Source organism: Acinetobacter sp. ANC 3903 (assembly GCF_002135315.1).
Taxonomy (GTDB): Bacteria; Pseudomonadota; Gammaproteobacteria; order Pseudomonadales; family Moraxellaceae; genus Acinetobacter.
In genome coordinates, this window is the sequence record NZ_NEGA01000027.1 from 1 (window position 1) to 20525 (window position 20525).

20 protein-coding genes and 3 pseudogenes are annotated in these 20525 nt (G+C 41.5%); 8 read left to right on the top strand and 15 right to left on the bottom strand.

Translation table 11 applies throughout. From position 1 onward, the window contains the following. Positions 1-231: integrase core domain-containing protein (locus B9T29_RS15870; RefSeq protein WP_086176851.1), on the top strand; the 231-nt coding region annotated here is incomplete at its 5' end. A 107-nt stretch (positions 232-338) separates the two neighbouring features. Here the strand turns inward: B9T29_RS15870 and B9T29_RS15875 are convergent. After that, positions 339-1523 (bottom strand): GGDEF domain-containing protein, encoded by a 1185-nt coding sequence (locus tag B9T29_RS15875; RefSeq protein WP_171264076.1) that lies wholly within the window; start codon positions 1521-1523, stop codon positions 339-341. A gap of 108 nt (positions 1524-1631) precedes the next feature. Further along, positions 1632-2111: a peptide deformylase gene (def, locus tag B9T29_RS15880; protein WP_086176853.1), complete on the bottom strand. Its 480-nt coding sequence runs from the start codon at positions 2109-2111 to the stop codon at positions 1632-1634. 219 nt (positions 2112-2330) lie between these two features. On the opposite strand from def, the gene B9T29_RS16690 reads away from it, so the two are divergent. Together B9T29_RS16690 and B9T29_RS16885 are read left to right on the top strand one after the other, a co-directional pair. After that, positions 2331-2534 carry an amino acid transport protein gene (locus B9T29_RS16690; RefSeq protein ID WP_086176854.1) on the top strand — a complete coding sequence of 68 codons (204 nt, stop codon included), beginning with the start codon at positions 2331-2333 and terminating at the stop codon, positions 2532-2534. 138 nt (positions 2535-2672) lie between these two features. Then, positions 2673-3526: pseudogene (locus B9T29_RS16885) on the top strand (hypothetical protein). A gap of 38 nt (positions 3527-3564) precedes the next feature. On the opposite strand, the gene B9T29_RS15895 reads toward B9T29_RS16885, so the two are convergent. From B9T29_RS15895 to pnuC, 3 genes are all read right to left on the bottom strand, one after another. Then, positions 3565-4062 carry a DUF2505 family protein gene (locus B9T29_RS15895; RefSeq protein WP_086176855.1) on the bottom strand — a complete coding sequence of 166 codons (498 nt, stop codon included), beginning with the start codon at positions 4060-4062 and terminating at the stop codon, positions 3565-3567. Between the two features lie 136 nt (positions 4063-4198). Beyond that, positions 4199-4474 carry a hypothetical protein gene (locus B9T29_RS15900; protein WP_086176856.1) on the bottom strand — a complete coding sequence of 92 codons (276 nt, stop codon included), beginning with the start codon at positions 4472-4474 and terminating at the stop codon, positions 4199-4201. Positions 4475-4490: 16 nt separating this feature from the next. Further along, positions 4491-5075 carry a nicotinamide riboside transporter PnuC gene (gene pnuC / locus B9T29_RS15905; RefSeq protein ID WP_086176857.1) on the bottom strand — a complete coding sequence of 195 codons (585 nt, stop codon included), beginning with the start codon at positions 5073-5075 and terminating at the stop codon, positions 4491-4493. 222 nt (positions 5076-5297) lie between these two features. On the opposite strand from pnuC, the gene B9T29_RS15910 reads away from it, so the two are divergent. Continuing rightward, a complete protein-coding gene (locus tag B9T29_RS15910; RefSeq protein WP_086176858.1) occupies positions 5298-6083 on the top strand; it encodes a crotonase/enoyl-CoA hydratase family protein in 786 nt (261 codons plus the stop codon). A 424-nt stretch (positions 6084-6507) separates the two neighbouring features. On the opposite strand, the gene B9T29_RS15915 is transcribed toward B9T29_RS15910, so the two are convergent. Further along, positions 6508-6990: a hypothetical protein gene (locus B9T29_RS15915; RefSeq protein WP_086176859.1), complete on the bottom strand. Its 483-nt coding sequence runs from the start codon at positions 6988-6990 to the stop codon at positions 6508-6510. Positions 6991-7107: 117 nt separating this feature from the next. Between B9T29_RS15915 and B9T29_RS16375 the strand changes: the two genes are divergently transcribed. Then, positions 7108-7251 carry a hypothetical protein gene (locus tag B9T29_RS16375; RefSeq protein ID WP_171264077.1) on the top strand — a complete coding sequence of 48 codons (144 nt, stop codon included), beginning with the start codon at positions 7108-7110 and terminating at the stop codon, positions 7249-7251. A gap of 75 nt (positions 7252-7326) precedes the next feature. Further along, complete coding sequence (locus tag B9T29_RS15920) at positions 7327-8280, top strand: DMT family transporter (protein WP_086176860.1); 954 nt, start codon at positions 7327-7329, stop codon at positions 8278-8280. 72 nt (positions 8281-8352) lie between these two features. Here the strand turns inward: B9T29_RS15920 and pgaD are convergent, their stop codons facing one another. The 8 genes and pseudogenes from pgaD to B9T29_RS15960 all read right to left on the bottom strand — a co-directional run bounded on the left by pgaD (position 8353) and on the right by B9T29_RS15960 (position 17059). Beyond that, positions 8353-8766 carry a poly-beta-1,6-N-acetyl-D-glucosamine biosynthesis protein PgaD gene (gene pgaD, locus B9T29_RS15925; RefSeq protein WP_086176861.1) on the bottom strand — a complete coding sequence of 138 codons (414 nt, stop codon included), beginning with the start codon at positions 8764-8766 and terminating at the stop codon, positions 8353-8355. After that, a complete protein-coding gene (pgaC, locus tag B9T29_RS15930) occupies positions 8756-10048 on the bottom strand; it encodes a poly-beta-1,6-N-acetyl-D-glucosamine synthase (RefSeq protein ID WP_086176862.1) in 1293 nt (430 codons plus the stop codon). The genes pgaD and pgaC overlap by 11 nt, the downstream gene beginning before the upstream one ends. An 11-nt stretch (positions 10049-10059) precedes the next feature. Beyond that, positions 10060-11952: pseudogene (pgaB, locus tag B9T29_RS15935) on the bottom strand (poly-beta-1,6-N-acetyl-D-glucosamine N-deacetylase PgaB); the annotation flags it as partial. A 376-nt stretch (positions 11953-12328) separates the two neighbouring features. Further along, positions 12329-14191, bottom strand: coding sequence for a diguanylate cyclase domain-containing protein (locus tag B9T29_RS15940; protein WP_416202497.1), 1863 nt, complete (start codon positions 14189-14191; stop codon positions 12329-12331). Between the two features lie 138 nt (positions 14192-14329). Then, on the bottom strand, positions 14330-14668 hold the full coding sequence (locus B9T29_RS15945) for an FKBP-type peptidyl-prolyl cis-trans isomerase (RefSeq protein WP_086176864.1): 339 nt from the start codon (positions 14666-14668) through the stop codon (positions 14330-14332). A gap of 87 nt (positions 14669-14755) precedes the next feature. Next, positions 14756-15366, bottom strand: a pseudogene (locus tag B9T29_RS15950) (MgtC/SapB family protein). Positions 15367-15455: 89 nt separating this feature from the next. Beyond that, positions 15456-15986: a YaeQ family protein gene (locus B9T29_RS15955; protein WP_086176865.1), complete on the bottom strand. Its 531-nt coding sequence runs from the start codon at positions 15984-15986 to the stop codon at positions 15456-15458. Positions 15987-16048: 62 nt separating this feature from the next. Further along, the gene (locus tag B9T29_RS15960) at positions 16049-17059 is read right to left on the bottom strand and encodes a CobW family GTP-binding protein (protein WP_086176866.1); all 1011 of its coding nucleotides are present in this window, start codon (positions 17057-17059) and stop codon (positions 16049-16051) included. A 615-nt stretch (positions 17060-17674) separates the two neighbouring features. Between B9T29_RS15960 and B9T29_RS15965 the strand changes: the two genes are divergently transcribed. Continuing rightward, entirely contained in the window at positions 17675-17914 is a 240-nt protein-coding gene (locus tag B9T29_RS15965) for a hypothetical protein (RefSeq protein WP_086176867.1), read from the top strand. 312 nt (positions 17915-18226) lie between these two features. Next, positions 18227-19837, top strand: a complete 1611-nt coding sequence (locus B9T29_RS15970) for a bifunctional 3-(3-hydroxy-phenyl)propionate/3-hydroxycinnamic acid hydroxylase (RefSeq protein ID WP_086176868.1) — start codon at positions 18227-18229, stop codon at positions 19835-19837. Between the two features lie 373 nt (positions 19838-20210). Here the strand turns inward: B9T29_RS15970 and B9T29_RS15975 are convergent. Further along, a partial coding sequence (locus B9T29_RS15975) for an integrase core domain-containing protein (protein WP_213033311.1) occupies positions 20211-20525 on the bottom strand: 315 nt, incomplete at its 5' end.

Consider the following 20525-nt stretch of genomic DNA (forward strand, 5'->3'; position numbering starts at 1 on the left):
ATGAGCCGCAAGGGAAACTGTTGGGATAATGCCCCAACAGAGAGGCTATTCAGAAGTCTTAAAACGGAATGGATACCGAAACTTGGCTACCATTCCATTCAAGAAGCAAGACTGGATGTTGGGCTTTATTTAATGGAATATTACAACCGCCTCAGACCACATCAATTTAACCAGGGGTTCAGTCCTTATGAGGCTGAACAAAAACTTAAAACTGTGTCCAATATTTGTTGACCACTACAATTGGCACTCCAATGAAGAAACTCATGAATGGTGCTGAAAATATCATTGTTGAAATGTGCATCAGACTATTATCAATACACAATTAAAGAATAAGCACCTTAAACAGCTGGATCTAAATTTAACTCCAGGTAATGCCGTACCTGATTACGTCCTTGCTGTTTGGCTAAATATAAGGCTCTGTCCGCCATACGAATAGTATGTTCTTTTTTGGCATTTGCCTGAGAAAATGCAACCCCAAAACTGGCACTGGTTTTTAAAATTTTTCCTGTTTCCAGTTCAAATTCTTCTTGTTCAATAATTTTACGACAACGCTCTGCAATCTCAATTGCCTGTTGCAAATTTTGATCCTTTAAAATCAAAATAAACTCTTCACCACCAAAACGCCCGACCACGTCCTGTATTCGTGTGGTGGTACATAAAATGGTGGCCACACGCTGCAAAACAGCATCTCCGGTTTCATGACCATAATCATCATTAATTTTTTTGAAATGATCTAAATCCAGCAATACCACGGCATAAGTTGCTTTTTTCTTGCTTTCCAGAATACTGAGCTGTTCACCAATATAACGACGATTAAATACATTGGTCAGCGCATCGGTCTGACTCATTTTTTTAATCTTCATTTCACGCCGACGCCACTGCGACAGCAAAATTTCAAAAAACAAAAACGAAATCAGCAAGATCGGCAGATAGACCTCTGCCATACTTTTGATCCAGAAGGGATTATGATAAAACTCGCTATGTGTCAGGGCATCACTGAACACAGGTGCATAACGAATAACCCCATTAAATGTTAAGTAACTAATAATGATGGTAAAAATAGAAGCAAAAACGGCGATGCTATAAATGATTTTGCGTGGATAATAGACTAGGCCAATCAGCACAATATTGATAAAACCCGAGATGGTCGCAGGACTAAACATACCTACGGTATAACCTGCATAAATCATCACGCCACCAAAAAACATCGGTGAAAAATAGGTAATAAATTGGCGGAATTTTTCATTCCTTTTATATCGGTGGCTTAGCGCAATTAAGCCAATAAAAATGCCTAAAGTGATGAAGATAGTAGTAATACGGGTCACAAAAAAGTCATGATTAATCCAGACCCGATTTTCTTCTGAGTAACAACTAAACAGATACCATTTAAGTGCACTGAGTTGGCAGAATACGCCAAAAAAGCACAGCAATACACCCTTGTCAAAATTGGACCAGTTAATAATTAAGTGATCTGATTCAAGTAAATGAAACTTGAACCTGCCCCAATAATGAAAAATCAGCAACGGTATCTTTCTAAAAAAGCTCATTTCTTTATGAATATCTTTATAATTTATAAATTTTTTTATTGCCTCAATAGCATACCAATAGGACAAAAATTAAACAATACGTACTTATATCCTCTCGATAAACAGCACCCCATCCAAATGATCCACTTCATGTTGTACAATTCGGGCAGGAAAACCGCTAAAGCTGGTTTCTACTACTTCTCCATCCAAGGTTAAATAACGCAGCTTAATCATTTGAGCACGTGCAACTTGTCCACGCTCATCCGGTACACTTAAACAGCCTTCTTCCCCCAAAACAGTCAGTTCAGACTTTTCTAGAATTTCAGGATTTACCATCACTAGCGCGTCCATTTCAGGTGCATCGGGATAACGCGGGTTCGGACGTGAGGCGACGATAATCACCCGTTTAGACACATAAACCTGAGGTGCCGCAATTCCCACCCCGTTGCGTTCCAGCATGGTGGCATACATAGCTGCTGCAAGTTCCTTGAGCCACGGACTATGTAACTCAGTTCTTGCTACTTCTGCTGCTGTTACAGTCAAAATGCTTTCACCACGCTGTGCCACAGGTAAAATAGTGCTCATCAATTCTTTCCTTAGCTAGCTATAACGCTAGGTTCAATATCTTTTTTAATTGCAAATTCTGTATAAATATTAACCTTAAAAAATGCTCAGTCATATTCAGTTTTCACATTTCTATTGCATATTTATGAATGATTCAGGCAATTTGAAAGGCTCAATATTTTAAGCCGCTTTTAATTTTGCTTGCTTATTATTTGCCAAATTTCTTTATCAATAAAAAATATGAATACGGCTCAGCTTCTTCTCGGCGTTGTTTTTAGTTCTATAGGCTTTGGTTATTTCCTGTATGGAAAAAAGCAAAAAATCATTGTGCCCTGGATCTGTGGCTTAGTCCTGATGATTTTCCCCTATTTTATAGAAAATACCGGCATATTAACCACAATCGGTATCCTTCTCTCTATTGTGCCTTACTTTATCCGGCTTTAATTAGTGACAAATCATGTTGATTTATTCATAAAATTAAGTTGATACACTCAAAAGAAAGATTGATTTTTCATCTAAAAAACAAAATATTACAATGAAATGATAACTGATTCATTTTGCTGACTTACAGAAACCTGAAGCATGGACGCAATACCTCGTTTAACGAGTGAAGATAAACGCACGCTGGGACTTTCATCTTTAGGCGGAGCACTCGAATTTTAGGACTTCGTGATTTATGTCTTTTACGCCAAAATCATTTCAGAACTGTTTTTTCCTAGCGGTTTAAGTCCGTTCTGGGCCATGCTGAATACCTATGGCATTTTTGCAGCGGGTTATTTCTTCCGTCCCCTCTGCGGTATGGTAATGGCACATTTTGGTGACCTGATTGGACGTAAGCGTTTATTCAGCCTGTCCATTTTACTGATGGCCTTACCCACCTTAATGACCGGGGTGATGCCGACCTTTGAAAGCATTGGCTATGCTGCATCGTTATTGTTATTGCTGATGCCTTTAAAATGCAGAGTGCAGCCATCATCATGCAAATGCTCGGTCGTATTGTTGCAGGCTTACAGGCAGACCGCTTGGGTGCAGGCAAAGTGATTATATGGGGTTCACTGGCTGTTGCCGTGATTGCCGCCGTTTTCTATAACAGCTTGGGACTTGTTTCCGCTGCGACCGTATTTATGCTGTATATGTTGCTTGGACTGTTTTCAGGTACAGTCGGTATGGTGTCTTACAGTATGGTGAAAATGTTCCCGGTCCAGATTCGATTCTCGGGTATTTCATTTTCCTATAACGTGGCCTATGCCATTGCAGGTGGTATTACGCTACCATTGGTGCAATGGTTCAGCTTATATAGCAAGATTGGCGCTATGTACTATATAGGCGTGGTCTGTACGGTCGCATTCTTTACCACACTGCTTTATAGAGCCAAGTTTAAAAAACATGACGGCATATCTGCCATGACCCCAGCACCAAATGCGCTGAAAGATTAGCTCTAAAAAAGCCCTTCAGTTGAAGGGCTTTTTATGGATTAAGCAGTTAAATTTTTCTTTAATTCATCTTCAACAATCTGGATTTCCAGCTGGCTAAATTTACGAATTTCAGTTTCGGCATGTTTTTCCAGCATACCTGACAACAAAGGAACTTTAACTTTGACATGCCAATTCAGGCTAATGTGAATTTGCTGCTCATCTCCTGTCACCAGACGTTCACAGTTCGCTTCTAAAGGCATATTTGCGCCCAAGGTGATGTTCGAAGTTAAAGCGGCTAAATCTGTAACATCGGTACGCTTGACTCGAAATGCATCTTTAAGGAATTTTTTTGCCATATCCGGTAGGTTGACATCCAAATTATAGGCACGGCGTAAAGTGTAAATATCACCGCTTATTTTCGACTCAATAATTTCTAATTTTTCACCAGGGATGCGCCTGCATACCGCTTCGTGTAAGGCCGTATTTGCTACAAGTCGCTTGAACTGATCAATTGAAACACCCTGAATTGTAGAATTCACAGTAAAACGATGTGCCATATTTTCTAATCCTTTGTTTTTCTAGTGGTTGTTTTAAATTTTTCTAAACCATTCGATCATCACTGATCTAGCCTATTTTTATAGCTCTTTATTTAATTAAATCTTAAAGCTGTTGTCATTGACCCTCTATACCAAACTATTCAGCACGTATGCCACAATGAATGACTATTTTCTCGGCACAGCAAATACTGAGAAAATGCCCACGATATTCAATGATCGCATCAAATTGTTCCGCACCATCATCCAGGCCTGTGGCAGTCCAGGTCGTGCCCTGAGGAAAATCCTGCAACCAGGCGGCTTTATAAAAGTCAGAGACTGAATCGAAGGTGATATATTTTTCCGGTTCGGCTTGAATCTGGCATGCCAGTTCATCAAACTTTTGCAACTGGTGTTGAACAAAGTCGATCAGCATCCCTCTCTCCTCAAGCTTAAACGCCTTTGAACTGTGTCAAAGCCTGTTTCTTTTTCACCTGTTCCCACTGCCACCAGCCAAAAGCAGCAAGCCCCACAAAAGCGGCATATAAACCGGCAGTCAGGAATAAGTCCTTATAAATAAACATGCCGACATAAATGATATCGACAAACACCCACAGCACCCAGGTAGCAATATGTTTACGACTGGTCCAATAAGTGGCCAGCAGACTAAACGCGGCCAGTTGTGAATCCAGCATAGGCACTGCTGCATCGGTAAAATGCTTTAGCGTCAAACCGAAAATTAAACCACCCATCGCGGCCAGCAACATTTGGAAAATCACTGTTTTTGTGGCGATCGGCTCAATCCGAATTTCATGATCTTGCTGTTTGCCCTTCAGCCAGTGATAGAAGCCGTAAAAGTTCACTACGATGAAAAAGAACTGCAATACGGTTTCGCCATAGAGCTTGAATTGATAAAAAAGATAGGCATACAGTACAAAAGCTGCAAAGTTAAACCACCAGCACCACATATTGCGTTTAATGGTGAGTGTCACCCCAATCAGACTAATAATAACCGCAACAATTTCTAAAGGTGACATGGTAATAATCAACCAGCGAACAGGTGTTGCCTATTATGAAAAAAAACGCCCTGAACGCAAGATAAATTATGTCTATTTTGTCCCATCACTCGCCTATCAATACTGTGTTTTCACCTGCATATTGCGTCATTTCAAAAGTATTCAAAAATTTGTCTGCACGCATTTGACAGTTTTCTAACAAGCGTTTAAAACCTAAAAAACAGTCCATCTGGAAAAATAACAATGTCGCAACAACAAGGAAAAGTCAGCCGGGAAATTCGCAGGTCTCTGTTTTTAATTGGACTCGACCGAGCTGCAAAAAGAAATGCTTTTGATAGCCATATGATTTATGACTTGTCGCTAGCCTTAACTGAATATGAAGATGATCCGGAATTACGTTGTGCGGTCATTTTTGCCCATGGTGATCATTTTACTGCAGGACTGGATCTGGTCGAGTTACAAGCCAAACTGCAAACAGGCGTATTTGATTTTGAGCTTGGGCAAATTAACCCTTGGGGCACCAGCTCAAGACCACGCAAGAAACCGGTGATTGTGGCTGTACAAGGCATTTGCTATACCGCAGGCATCGAACTGATGCTAAATGCCGATATAGTCATTGCTCAGGACAATTGCCAGTTCGCACAAATGGAAGTGCAGCGCGGCATTTTACCCTTTGGCGGTGCAACCGTGCGTTTTGTGCAAGCTGCTGGCTGGTCTAAAGCCATGCGTTATTTACTGACCGGCGACCCCTTTGATGCAACAACGGCACTGGATTTAAACCTGATTACTGAAATTACTACAGACACCCCACTACAACGTGCGATCGAACTGGCTGAACATATTGTGCAAGCCGCACCACTGGCAGTTCAGGCAACACTGGCCTCTGCCAAAGAAGCCGCTGAACAGGGAACCGAAACTGCCTTTGCCCATTTACAGCAACACCTCACGCCCTTGCTCAAAACTCAGGATGTACAAGAAGGTGTGATGGCAATGCTGCAACGCCGTGCACCTGAATTTAAGGGTCGATAATTAAAAATTCACCGTTTAAATCCAATAAGAACATGAGTTTGAACAGATACATGAACGTGCCATCCAGTTTTTCAGTAATAAAGTAAAGGCTGTTTAATCGGATGATTTCAATTGAAGTACGCTATCAGTCTGCCGGGATTTTGGAAAAAATTTGCGTTACTTTTCAGGATTGGGAAATGGCTTTTTATCCATGATTTAAAATCCAGCTTGCAGAATACGCGGCTAAAATGTTGGAAAATAAAGGCTGGCCGATTATAAAGGGGCAATTTTGATGTATCGCCTGAATGATGAGCTGTTTTATCTGGATCAGCTGAAGCAATGCATCTTAAAGCAATGGATTAAAAATAGTGAGCACTTGAATAAAACCCAGGATGCTTTAGTTGAATGTTAACGATGATATAAGCAATTCGGGCAACGGCTTGAATCAAACGCGATTCGGCTGCTCCTTGAATTCACACTTATGCTCACAGCCAAAACGATCAATATGGGTATAAAACACGCCATAACGTCCGACATAATATTCTAAAGACTGGTCATAGAAGGTCCAGTAAATCGACCACTCGCCTAAGTCCAGCTTACGAATCCGGGTTTGTGCCTTGGCAGGCAGTTTTTTTAAAATTCCTTCTTGAACCCCGATGGCCTGACTTAAGTTACGTTCAGTCAGATGGCGTTCAAAAAACATCTGGCAGACATCGTCAAACAGCTGTTGTTCATATTCTTCCACCTCATCTACCCGCGCTTGTGCTGTGGATAAGGGCTGTGCTGAGGTCGCATCAGGTTTGATTAAATCGGTAAGTTGCTTGATTCTGAATTGCTGAGTATGTTGATTAATCTGAATTTTAAAAAATATTTTCCAAAAGACAATCAGCCCAAGAAAAAGACATAACCCCAAGAGTATTTTCAGCATAGCGTCACTCTCATGAATAAATAATTATTATTTTTATATTATATAAACAATTTGAATAAAAATTATACGATTTTTAAAATTTTATGTTATAAAAAAGAATGCCAAGGAATTTTACTCATGATCCCTATTTCTTCATCTGCTCAACATACGCTTGTCACTTGCCTCGCTTTGGATCTTCAGGTCAACAAGGCCAGTTCACGACGTGTGGAGTTTTTACATGAGGTGCCTTGGAAACTGTACCATGATGATGATTTAGAATAAATCACTAACCAAAAAACACCCCAAGGTCGCCTCAACAGCGGCCTTTTTTATTGCCTAAAAACAAGGAAAAAACTGATGAATAATCCGATCAATAAAAATGGATTTCCCACACCACTGTCCAAACCGGTTGTAGCCCCTTTTAGCAAAAACTCACGCTTTGCTACAGCCGGTCAATTTGTAACTGTTGTGCTGATTTGGTCACTGACACCACTTGCAGCCGTCTGGACAGTGCATGAAATTCATTGGGCGTGGGGTTTATTTATCCGGTTTAGCTTGGCTACCCCTATTGCCCTGGCCTGTCAGGCCTGCTTCAAGGTCAAACTACCCTTGCACCCGCAAGCTTTGCTCAGTTATGCCGCGGGTGCTCTCGGCCTGTTTGCCTCCATGGCCTTTTGCTATATGGGTGCCTCCAGGGTGCCTTCCACGGTGATTTCAATCATTTATGGTAGTGCTCCCTTTGTCTCGGGTTTAGTGGCCATTTATATTTTTCGCAGTGAAAAGTTTAGTGCCTATCAATGGCTGGGCTTGCTATTGGGTATGTTGGGCTTATATTTCGCAATGGGCTTAAACGCGCAAAACCTGTTATTGGATAGATTTGGCATTGGTTTGGAAATCGTGGCCATGCTTTTGTATGTAGTTTCTGCATTTGCTGTGCGTGCGGTTGCTGCAAAGATCCATCCGATCAGTCAGATGACCGGTGCTACCATCATGTCATGGCTGGGTTATTGCTGTTTGCTGCCATTTTTCTGGTCAGAGATGCCCGATAAGCTGCCTTCATTCCATGCCCATATTGCACTGGTTTATAGTGCAGTTTTTTCATCGGTACTGGCGATGATTTTTTATTATCAGCTGCTCAATAAAGTCAATCCAACCACACTGATGCTGATTACCATCATTACACCTGTCCTTGCCACTCTGTGGGGCACATGGCTTAATCATGAAGCTCTAAGTTCGCATTTCATCTTGGGGCTGCTGTTACTCTGTTCAGGTTTAGCCTTCTATTCTTTACAAATACGTAGCAAATATTAAATAGAGTAGAAAAAATCCCGGGCTGGATGCCGACCCGGGATTTTCTTGGTTCTGGATACAGATAAAAATCTTTTATTCAATATGAATGATTTTGCCGTGTTCATCATGATGAACCACGGTGACCTTTTTCTGGCGTCCTTGTTCTATTTCTTCAACAGCCAAACCAAAATGTTGCCCATAATCGGAGATATTTTTGGCAGCCGTAGTCTTTACTGTTTTTGCAGGAACAAAATTCGACCATAGCAGCAAGCCCACGGCACAGGCCAATAATGCACTCACGCCATGCTCAATACCTAAGCCGAAAGCAGAAAAAAGGTGATGAAACACATGATTTTTTTGCAGGCTCAAGACACCCATCACAATCAGTAACGGACGCCATAACAACAGCCACACCGCCCACATCATGGCGGTAGATGTATGCGATGCATAACGTTTATGCCACGGCAAGCAATGACGTAAATCAATAATTAAAGGATTATTTTTCATGGGTGACTTCCTCATTATTGAGCGTGGAATTACGTATACCCCGGTCTGGACTAACCCAGCGTGCGCGCTGGCCATGGCCACGTAACAAAACTTTAGGAAATGCCACAATACTGGCCGTCAGGGTGATCAGCCAGAATACAAATGGATACCAGATCATCCAGAAGTAATTCTTGCCCAGTGAATGTTCATAACGGCTGTCCATCCATTTGCTCATGGCAAACTGTAACAGGCAGGTTATGCCTAACAGCAAACCGGTGCCATAAGGTAAAAATGGCGAACTGATGCCCGATATATCCAGTGGAACAACAAAATGCACTAACCAGATGATAGCCATAAACAGCATTAAATAAGACCAGATCAGTGTCAGGATCAATTCACAGAGCAAGGGCCATAAAAAATTCAGTTTTGGTTGAAACAGCACATCTATATTTTTAATCAGTACCTGTGCCCCGCCCATGGCCCAGCGCAAGCGCTGTTTCCATAAGCCACTAAAGGTTTCTGGCATTAAAATCCAGACCAGGGCATTCGGTTCAAAGTGAATATTCCATCCCGCACGTTGCAGCTTCCAGGTAATGTCGATATCTTCCGTGAGCATGTTAGGGGACCAGTAGCCCACTTCATGCACGGCACTTTTACGAAAGGCGGTAATCACGCCAGAGACGGTAAACAGTCGGCCAAAGCTGCGTTGTGCCCGTTTAATCATGCCGACAATGGAAGAAAACTCTCCCACCTGAATACGACCAATCAGGGTAGAACGGGTACGAATTCGTGGATTTCCTGTAACCGCAGCCACGGTTTCATCCTGCAGAAAATGCCGTAGCATCCAAGTCGCGGCATGCGGATCAAGCAAGGCATCACCATCGATGCCCAGCAAATATTCTGCATCGGTAAGCAGGCTTCCAGCCTGTAATGCCATAGCCTTGCCCTGATTATGGGCCAAATGCACCACACGCAATTTTTCGTGCTGATCTGCCAGACGGTTTAACACAGCCGCGGTGTTATCCGAACTGCCATCATTAATCGCAATGACTTCAAAGTTTGGATAATCCAGTGCCAGCGCATGGCTGAGTGTTTCTTCAGCATTATCGCCCTCGTTAAAGCAAGGCACCAGCACTGCCACCTTAGGATATTCAGGCAAAGCTTCAGGCTGCTGATACGGCGGATCCTGTCGCTCTTTCCAATAGAAAATCAGTGCACCAATCATCCATAAATACGACATAAATAATGGATAATAAAAAACAAAGTGCAATGCAGAATGCCAAAATTGCTGCAGCGTTGACATATAGAATTCCTTTAAGGAATAAGTTTGCTTGATTTCAAATCAAAGGCTTTGCGTAATACGTGAGTATCTGGATAATCCTGAATTGGATCATCCGGATAATACGCTTCATGTATTACACCTTGGGTATATAAAGACTCAATGGTTTTGGCCATTTCATCTGAAGGGACTCTTTGATTGGTTCGCCAGTTCACCGACTGTAATTCAAAGACGGTTTTTTTCATGCCATTCGGATATTGCTTCACGCGATTGACGATATCGCGATAAAAGGCATCGTTATCTGTCGCTTGCTCCATATAGGGCATCGCCATGATCGCAGTGAAGTCATAACGGTTAATCGACTGTTCCAAAGACTGTGAATACCAGTTTTCCGCATAAGGTTTCAGGGCAACTTGTGCATATAAGTTGCGTGCAGTCAGCAAGAACGGATGATACTGACGGACTTCTTGTGCCAGTTGCATGGCGAAGTCATCAATATATTTGGTCTTGAAGGCAGTCCACTTTTCCAGCTCGGCATCATTATTACGAATTTTGGCCAGATCTGTAGGCAAGCCGATAGAAGCATAAGCCTGCAAGGCTTCAGGACTGGCATCTTCATAGTCAGACAAGGTAGTGTCATCGTGGAATAAAATACCGTTAAATGGCACGGTCTTGGCCAGGTCCTGATAAATACCGGCAATGGTTTTACGCGCATCGGCAGAAAAAGGACTTAAACGGTGATAACCCATATTCAGATGTTCTGAATCATTGGCTTGCTGGGTAACCACCACATCTTTAGCCACCGGATTATTTTTAGGCAGTTCCCAGGCCAATAACGGCATCCAGGCATAGACCCGGCTGACTTGGGTACGGGTTTGAATTTGCCAGGCAGCACGGTTAAACAGGTCGGCACGCATCGGTAAATAACGGTTCGGGAAATACACCATATCCGCAGAACCATTGGCATCCGGATCGGAAAAGGCTTGCAGATACACAGTATTGACTTTCATCGCCACAATCCGGTCAAGCAAGTGATCCAGATTACGTTCCTGCTGAATAGGATCTTTGTCGTAAATGTAATCCAGATCGATATGCATGATTTTTTGCGGACGGTTATTGTCGCCTAAATGTTCCTGACGATTTTGAATTTCCTGAGCCAAATCTGCCGTGGTCATATTGCCTTCAATCAGGATACGGTTGAGCTGCCCCAATGAATCTTTAGCCGAATCTGCACCATCGTCCAGACTAATCGCTACCGGCATACCTAACTGTTTGGCAATTTTCACGGTTTGCATGGTGTAATGCCCATAAGGCCATACCATCACGCGAGGTGATTTTAAGCCGTGAGCACTCAATAACTGATTATTCTTGTTTAAATCATTGTGAATACGTTGTTGATAATGGCGATCGGTTTCATAGCTTGCAGATTTAGGATCATATAAGCGGGTGACTGCCGCCGGTTCCATATTGCCTTGCGGATTGCCCAAGATGCCGCGATGCAAGTTATAGCTATGACTGGCAATTTCGACCAGGCCACTGTCTTGCATCTCTTTTAATTCGGCCCAAGACAACATTTGATTGCGCTGAATTTTCTCGCCTGAGAAGTCAATGCTTTTCCCTGCCTTAGGCTCTAGCCATGAACCCACCACTGCCAGCACAACTGGAATTTTATTGGCTTTGGTAATCGGATAGGCATTTTTATAAAATGAAGCATAGCCATCATCAACCGTCATTAAAACCGGCTTGCTGGGTAAATGGTATTTGCCTTGGTGTGCTTTAATCAACTGATCGACATTGATAAAATGAAAGCCATTATTTTTAAGCCAGCTAATATGTTGCTGAAACTGCTGAGTCGTTACTGAATAATCTGGAATGAGTGCCGATTTACCATCGGTAATTTCATGATAGCCAATCACCGTAAGGGTGGGATTGTGGGTTGGCAGTGTTTTACTCCAGGCTAAATGAGGCATCTGACATAACACGGCGGAAAGAGAAGCAGAAAGCAAGGTGGATAGCAAGCGAATCTTCATTGAATGGTGCTCAAAAATCATTTTATGCTCTGAACACGCAGCATCATTGATCAATAGAAAACTACCCTTTTCATGATTTACGACGTTCAGAACTCTCAATCTGTCTTTTTATCCAATCAAGCTGAAATGAAGCTTAAAAAATAATAGTTTTTTGAAAATTAAACATTTAAAAATAAAAAAACTGTGACCAATATCATCATATTTTAAGTGACATACCTGCTTTTTATGTTAGTCAAAAGAGCTAAAAAAAGGCTAAATATCCACAAAATTTAAACTAAGTTGCAGAGGGCTGATATTGATCCCGACCGGCATCCTTGGCTGCATAAAGCTGGATATCGGCAGCTTTCATCAGTTCATGAATATCAGCGTATTGATGATGACGATCCATCCAGGCTACACCCATACTTAAAGTCACATATTGTTTTTGATCCGGCCGGTTTAAATGTTCAAACTGGCTGTTTCTTACCGCATTTAAAACCTGCTGCAATACATTTAAAACCACTTCACCCGGCACATTATGCAATACAATGGCAAACTCTTCCCCGCCATAGCGAGCCACATAAGCAGACGGCGGCAAGGCACTTTGGATAACCTTGACCAAATCCTGCAAAATCACGTCGCCCTTCAAATGCCCATAATAATCATTGTAATTTTTAAAATAATCGACATCCAACATGGCAAATGCCAAAGCGCTGGTGCTGTGGTTTTTTGTCAAGGTAAATAATCGCTGAATTTCGGCATTTAATGCACGCCGGTTAAAGGCGCCTGTTAATGCATCAATTTGAATTTGTCGTTCCAACTGTTCATTCAGCTGATGCAACTGAGAGGTACGTTCCTGTACTTTATGATCCAGAGATCGGTTCAGCTCAAATAAATTATGGTTCAATTGCTGAATATGATGAGTATAGTGGGCATAATTTTTTGACTGCTGAAACATGATCAGCAAGGCATAGAAACTGGTTGAAATAAATGAGAGGTTAAAGGAATCAATAAAGTTAAGACTTAACAAGAAGTCATGCAAGAAAGTGACGCATAATAAAATCACCGCCCATAAATTAATGCTTGAATATTGCTCTTTCGATTTCACAGTCAGATAAAAACCGTGAGCAAAATTTAGAATTACAATCGGACTAATGAGGGAACTATAAAAAGCAAAACGCTGAAAAAATTCAGGTACAGTAAACAAGGTCACGACCATATCAATGCTCAATATAAGCATTGCCAGACCGTAAACAACCGGATGTAAATAGCGCCGGCTGAGTAAAAACATATAACTGATAAAAAAGACAACTGCCAAATATGTAAAAAGATATTCCAGGCGCACTCCCCATAACCAGCTAACATTGGTAAAGGTGGTATAGGCATAAGGTGCTGAAAATAAATTATGCAAGGCCAAGAATAAGATAAAAATACCAAACACAAATACACGGATACTGCCGCGACCAATCGCCTGTTGAAATACTGAAAACATAAGGGTAAAGATACCCACACCCAGTACGGCACCACAGACCAAACCAATACTCATCATCAACTGCTGGAACTGGCGGCTAATGGTCGTCCCTACCCCGATCCGCATCGGATTCTCCAGCCCACCATGCAGATGATTAAAATTGGACGCTTGGATAGCAATAGTGAAATATTCTTTTTCTACCACAAAAAAAGCAATTTTAGGGGTATTTTCTGTTTGATGACTGCTTTCATTTTTTCCCACTTTACCCATCCGAAGGACAAAATCACCATTTAAATACAGCCGGTAAGCACCATATTGATTTGGAATAAAAATCGCAATACGGCGCCCAACAAATTGCTTGGGTATTTTAAAATGACCAACAAATGTACCGTAGGTTTGATTGGTTCCGGTGATGTCTTTAAATGAGGCCGGTAAACTAACTGTGTCAGATTTTAAAACAGAACTGGGTTGAGTAATAAACTGCTCAGGATAATACTGCCATGTCCCTTTTAACGGGATAGAACTATTCTCGGTAAACTCAACATCATTCAAGGATTTTTGATGTAAATAATAGGATTCAGGCGCGGCTTCATATAATGCCCAGACCTGTTTTTGTCCCAGACCTATGCATAGACATATTGCTAGAAAAAGTTTGAAAAAATGGATCAGTTTCTGAATTTTATACAAAAAGCGGATCATCCTTAAATACGCTTAGCTATTTATTAATGTAACGATAAAAAAATAAAACTCAAATAATTTTTCATATATTTGCAAGATCCATCCCTGTATCTTGCAGAATATTTTTTAATCAACCATTAATGCGGATTAATCACGTGTTTTAACATCAAACAGTTCAATTTCAAAAATCAGATTTGAGTTGGCTGGAATGATTTTGCCCATTTTACGTTCACCATAAGCCAGATGTGCAGGCACCATTAATTTACGTTTACCACCCACTTTCATGCCCATAATGCCCTGATCCCAACCTTTAATCACACGACCAGTACCAATCACGGTTTCAAAGTAGTTACCACGGTCAATAGATGAATCAAATTTGGTGCCATCTTCCAGCCAACCGGTGTAATGGGTAGTAATCAGCGCACCTTTGACCGCTTCTTTACCTTCACCGACTTTTAAATCAATAATTTCTAATTCGTTAATCATGGTTATTTACCTAAACTGAGCATCACATTTTCAATGCTTAGTATAACTGGATTTAGCTGCATGCTTTAGGATTTGGCGAATGTATCTTTAAAAGTTGAGCTCCTGGATATTGGAATCATTCAATAAATAAGCAGTTAATTTTTTATGGTTTTCACCCGAACCGATCAAAATCCAGCGTCCACTAATGCGCTGCTCGGTTTTATGTTGCACACTGCGAACCACTTACATGTCATAGGTTTTAAACAATTCTTCATATTGATCTAAAGTCTGGCGCTGATAAGGACAAATAATTCGATAAGTGCGTGCATGGCTCAGGGCGTCTATACCCTCCTGAACATAGATCAAAAAAATCAGCACGATAAAACAATCAAGGTAGCGCACAAGCTTAACAGTTCATAGCCTGCACCAGCTGCCATGCCCAATGCCGCTGTCATCCAGATGGTCGTGGCCGTGGTAATTCCAGAAATACGGTTTTCATCTTTGAAAATTACCCCTGCCCCGACGAAACCCAAACCGGTCAGAATATTGGCTGCAATCCGGTCAGGGCTTTCGATCCCAATTTTTAAAGACATAATTGTAAACAAGCACGAACTCAGACTGACCATGATCATGGTTCGGAGGCCAGCCGATTTACTGCGAAATTCGCGCTCTGCACCAATGCCCAGGGCAATCAGCAAACGATAGATATCCAGATGCATATAATTTTCCCTTTATTCATTTTTATTAATTTCAGGTATACGCAATTTTTAAATCAGGATGCAAGCCTAGACCTGCAACCTGTATATATTTATTGTAATTGTTCCCATTCCACCACAACCTGGGCATGATCCCCAATCAAGGTCCATTCACCATCCATCACGTTTAGCTGCAACTGCATGGTGCGCTCGCATAATTGTGGCAATGCTTCTGTAGTTGCGGTAGATAGTTTCCACACTTCTAGATTGCTTAAGGTTTTTAATTTGCTGTTGCGCTTATACCATTCATCTACAGCTGATCCATAAGTGACTACAGCCACTTGCTTACAACGCGCACTGGCTTTTTTTACCTTATCTTCATCTGGACTGCCCACTTCAATCCACTTGATCAGCTGACCAGTTAAGTCTTTTTGCCACAAAGCCGGTTCAGCGGTTTCAAACAGATCTTTGGTAAATTCCAGGGCTTCATCTGCAAAACGGGCATAGGCCAAAATACGTACCATCAAGCGTTCAATGGTTTCCGATGGATGTAGCGCCATCGTGAGTTGATAATCACCGTATTGATGATCATCCATGTTGGCAATATTTAAATCTGCCTTATAAATCGTTGCTTTAAGCGCCATAAAAGTGTCCTCAAATTTGGCGCCTAGCATATAAGATTTGGATGTATTTTGCTGAAATGTTTTTAATCCAGATCTGGATGAATCTGGCACTGCAACAGTTGCTGTTCAAATAACTGCCAGTCATGCTGATCCTGCACAATAATTTCAATACGGTTATCAATGCCTTCTTCGGCAGACTGGTAGTTAAATTGTTCCGGATTAAAATTAAAGCTTTTCCAGCCCTGATTGGTATTAAAAATACCTTTAATACGCAGCCAATCCTGCTGTTCACAAAGCAAATCCAGTAAGGCATAAAAATCGAATTGCCAGCGTTTGGGAAGTTTCCACCCCGCTACACTATAGCCTTGCGTGGTCTCGACATAGTGATAAGGCAACTGTTTAATTTCTGGTAGAGGCTGTTCAGCTGAAAATGTCTTTTGAATTTTCAATAAAGGTTGAATTTTGCGTTCAGTCCCGACATAAGCCTGATCAATTTGCTGAAGTGAAATCTGCTCTTGCCCACTCATCAGCCAGGTTTGCTGATACGCCTGATATTCGTTTTTAAGTGCCTCTAAAGCCTGATCATCTGCAAAATCCATAGTATCTGCATGTGAAACCACAATAATATTTGCCGCTTTTAACTGATCTGCATACAGATTTTGCTGTGTCCAATCCAAATCATGCAAGCGAGAACCATCCACCACCGTGACCAGTGCACGCATGGCAATACTCTGCTGCCAATGCGGTTCGGTAAGCTGTTCCAACAATTGTGCAGGATGGCCTAGCCCTGTCGGTTCGATAAATAACCGATCCGGTTTGCTTTCCGATAATAAGCGCGACAAGGCAATTTGCATTGGCAACTGGCTGCTACAGCATAGACAGCCGCCCAATAGCTCCTTAACTTCATAACCTTGCATTTGCGGCAACAACTGCTGATCGACCCCAATTTGTCCAAACTCGTTCATCAATACCGCCCAAACCTGATTTTCTGGCTTTTGACTGAGCAAATGCTTGAGCAAAGTGGTTTTTCCAGCACCTAAAAATCCGGAAATAATATGCGTCGGTACAGCTTGAGTGGGAGAAATCAGTTTCAAAATTTACTCGCTTTTGAGAGGGACTAAAATCAATGGCTGCAAGTGTATGCTGCTCTCTCAAGCCATCGGCAGCTAGCTCCACTTTAATTTTTTCCCTGCGGGATCGCAACGAATTCAACAGGATTTAATGCTTCGCCTGGCCTTTTTATCGCTTATTCTTTTATTGATAGACATGCTTAGCAAGCTTGCTTGTGAGCTGACTATGGGGGATGAGAGCATCTTCAAACGTGACCTGTTAAACTTTTGCGCAAATTCTGAAAGATTTTTTTACATTTAATCGCACGTAAGCTATCTGCCAAAATGCTAAAAATGCTAAAAATGCTAAAAATGCTAAAAATGCTGCTGAACCCCTGTTTTGTATATCACAAGTAAAAAACAGCCTGTTTATAAGCATCTATAGAAATATCTTCATACATTTTTTCTGCAATTTTTGCCGTGTTTCTTACATTATCTAAACACTCAACGCTTAATTGTATTTTTCAGGTTAACAGCTGTGTTTCAGTTTGTTGAATTGATTGCTCGCACAGCCCATCAACTTTAGCATGAGTGCTGTCCATGTTTTGGTGATGAAAAATATGCGGCCAATAACTTTTAAAAATAAAAAGGGTGCCTGATATGAAACTCATTCAAATATTACTTGCTTCTACTTTTGCCATCGCTGCTGCCGGAACTTTTGCTGCAAAGACAGAGAAACCCAAAAAAGAACAAGAAAAAGTGGTTGTTTCGCCCCAAGAACAACCTGCCACAGCCACTGAAAATGCTGTGGCTAAACTAGCCTCAGCTCAACCTGCTGAAGAAACTGCGGCTGTAGAAACTGCAGCCGAAAAAACTTCTGCGGCCAAACCTGCTCAATAAAATTTTTAGCCTCGCAATCATTCACTCCACCTTGTTCACACTTGGAATGATTGCGTCAAGCAAGCTGAATTATGTCAATAATTCAGCTTTTTTTATTTCTTAAAATTTTTGCTCCATGATAGAAAAAAATGATCATCAATCTGTAAAACCCTATAGTTAAATACATACATAATTATTAATTTTCAATAACTTAATATATTATAGATTTTAAAGCTGTTTTCTTTTCATTCTACATCTCTACTATGGCATAGCTTGTTTGGTTGCTCCACTTCACCGTTAATAGCGTTATTGTGAATTGAATGGATATTCGCTGTGAGCACAAGCAAAACGAATTACACGACTGAAGTGGCAATCTTGGGTGCAGGCCCTGTAGGTTTGACTATTGCAAACTATTTAAGCAAACAAGGTGTTCAAGTCACTGTCATCGAGCAGCTGGACAGTTTGATTGACTACCCTCGTGCCATTGGTATTGATGATGAATCTTTACGTACCATTCAATCACTGGGTCTGGTCAATCAAGTACTACCGCATACCACGCCAAATCATGCGATGCGTTTCTTGACCCCTAAAGGTCGCTGTTTCGCAGACATTCAGCCGCTGACCCGTGAATTCGGTTTTTCGCGCCGTAATGCCTTTATTCAGCCTCAGGTCGATAATGTCTTGCTGCAAGGTTTAAAGCAGTATGAAAAAACTGAAGTACTTTTTTCACGTCAGCTGAATGAATTTAGCCAGGATGCCAATGGCGTAACGCTTAAAATTCAAGATAAAAACCAGAAAGAAGAAACTGTTCAAGCAAAATACCTAATTGCCTGTGACGGTGGTAACTCGATTGTACGTCGTACTTTAAATATTGCTTTTGATGGTAAAACTGCACCGAATCAATGGATCGTGATCGACATTGAAAATGATCCACTAGCGACTCCACACATTTACCTATGCTGTGACCCGGTGCGTCCATATGTTTCTGCTGCCCTACCGCATGGTATCCGCCGTTTCGAATTTATGGTGATGCCGGGTGAAACTCAGGAAGAACTGAGCAAACCGGAAAACATCGCCAAATTACTGTCTAAAGTATTACCGAATGCTGAAAATATCGAAGTGATTCGTCAGCGTGTTTATACCCACAACGCACGTATTGCCGATAAATTCCGTGTTGACCGCATTTTACTTGCCGGTGATGCCGCACATATCATGCCAGTATGGCAAGGTCAGGGCTATAACAGCGGTATGCGTGATGCCTTCAACCTGGCCTGGAAAATGGCATTGGTTGTTCAGGGCAAGGCTACTCCAGACCTGCTGGATTCTTATCAGATTGAACGTAAAGATCATGCCAAAGCCATGATTGACCTATCTGTGATGGCTGGCCACGTACTTGCACCACCGAAAAAATGGCAAGGTTTCGTGCGTGATGGTATTGCCTATGCGTTGAATTACATCAAGCCAATTAAACAGTATTTGCTTGAAATGCGCTTTAAACCCATGCCGAAATATAACGATGGTGCATTGCTTGCAGATGGTAAAAAGGAATCTCCAGTCGGCAAGATGTTTATCCAGCCACAGGTGAAACTTGAATCTGGTGAAACTGTTCTGCTTGATGAAGTGATTGCGAATGACTTTGCCATTATTGCCTGGGGTGTCGATCCTCAATGGGGTATCTCAGATACCACCATGCAAGTCTGGAAGAAATTAGGCGTCAAATTTATTCAGGTGATTCCCGAAGTTCAGTTTGGTAATGAAAACCGTAAGCAATTTGACGGCGTGATTACCATTGGCGATATTGGTACCGATATTCGCAGCTGGTTTGGTAAAACATCTGACTCGGTTGTCATTTTACGTCCTGACCGTTTTGTGGCAGCCTTAGCGATTCCACAAACTTTAGACCACGTAAGCCAACAATTGTTTAAAAAGCTGCATGTAAAATAATGCAGATATAAAAATACATTCACTGAATCACATTCAGAGGCCTGACCACGCGAAAGCGTGGTCTTTTTTTATTTTTCACTCATATAAATCTATATATTTAAATTTTATTTCAATTATTAGACTTCTTTCATAAATTATTTTAGAAACTAAAAATTGTTCGTAAAACCAAAATTGAAAATAGATTTTTAGCAAATATTGGATTCATGAGTGTGGCATGGATGCCACACGTTTCCCATCCCTTGCGCTGCATTTTAAAGCAGTACTTAAAACTGGCTCAGGATGTCGTGTATGAGAAACAAGAGGTTTTTCTTGTGGACTCAAAATATATTTTGAGATCCTCATTTTGACCTTTTAAAAGTAGAGAGTGTAGTGGTCAACAAATATTGGACACAGTTTTAAGTTTTTGTTCAGCCTCATAAGGACTGAACCCCTGGTTAAATTGATGTGGTCTGAGGCGGTTGTAATATTCCATTAAATAAAGCCCAACATCCAGTCTTGCTTCTTGAATGGAATGGTAGCCAAGTTTCGGTATCCATTCCGTTTTAAGACTTCTGAATAGCCTCTCTGTTGGGGCATTATCCCAACAGTTTCCCTTGCGGCTCATGCTTTGTACCATCGCATATTGCTGAAGCCTATGCCTGAACATATGACTTTTATACTGGCTACCCTGGTCGGTATGAAATATCAC

What these genes read in the sequence shown, in the direction of transcription:
- def (WP_086176853.1), bottom strand. Translation starts at nt 2,111, where the DNA reads ATGAGCACTATTTTACCTGTGGCACAGCGTGGTGAAAGCATTTTGACT.
- B9T29_RS16690 (WP_086176854.1), top strand. Translation starts at nt 2,331, where the DNA reads ATGAATACGGCTCAGCTTCTTCTCGGCGTTGTTTTTAGTTCTATAGGC.
- B9T29_RS15895 (WP_086176855.1), bottom strand. Translation starts at nt 4,062, where the DNA reads ATGGCACATCGTTTTACTGTGAATTCTACAATTCAGGGTGTTTCAATT.
- B9T29_RS15900 (WP_086176856.1), bottom strand. Translation starts at nt 4,474, where the DNA reads ATGCTGATCGACTTTGTTCAACACCAGTTGCAAAAGTTTGATGAACTG.
- pnuC (WP_086176857.1), bottom strand. Translation starts at nt 5,075, where the DNA reads ATGTCACCTTTAGAAATTGTTGCGGTTATTATTAGTCTGATTGGGGTG.
- B9T29_RS15910 (WP_086176858.1), top strand. Translation starts at nt 5,298, where the DNA reads ATGTCGCAACAACAAGGAAAAGTCAGCCGGGAAATTCGCAGGTCTCTG.
- B9T29_RS15915 (WP_086176859.1), bottom strand. Translation starts at nt 6,990, where the DNA reads ATGCTGAAAATACTCTTGGGGTTATGTCTTTTTCTTGGGCTGATTGTC.
- B9T29_RS16375 (WP_171264077.1), top strand. Translation starts at nt 7,108, where the DNA reads ATGATCCCTATTTCTTCATCTGCTCAACATACGCTTGTCACTTGCCTC.
- B9T29_RS15920 (WP_086176860.1), top strand. Translation starts at nt 7,327, where the DNA reads ATGAATAATCCGATCAATAAAAATGGATTTCCCACACCACTGTCCAAA.
- pgaD (WP_086176861.1), bottom strand. Translation starts at nt 8,766, where the DNA reads ATGAAAAATAATCCTTTAATTATTGATTTACGTCATTGCTTGCCGTGG.
- pgaC (WP_086176862.1), bottom strand. Translation starts at nt 10,048, where the DNA reads ATGTCAACGCTGCAGCAATTTTGGCATTCTGCATTGCACTTTGTTTTT.
- B9T29_RS15945 (WP_086176864.1), bottom strand. Translation starts at nt 14,668, where the DNA reads ATGATTAACGAATTAGAAATTATTGATTTAAAAGTCGGTGAAGGTAAA.
- B9T29_RS15955 (WP_086176865.1), bottom strand. Translation starts at nt 15,986, where the DNA reads ATGGCGCTTAAAGCAACGATTTATAAGGCAGATTTAAATATTGCCAAC.
- B9T29_RS15965 (WP_086176867.1), top strand. Translation starts at nt 17,675, where the DNA reads ATGAAACTCATTCAAATATTACTTGCTTCTACTTTTGCCATCGCTGCT.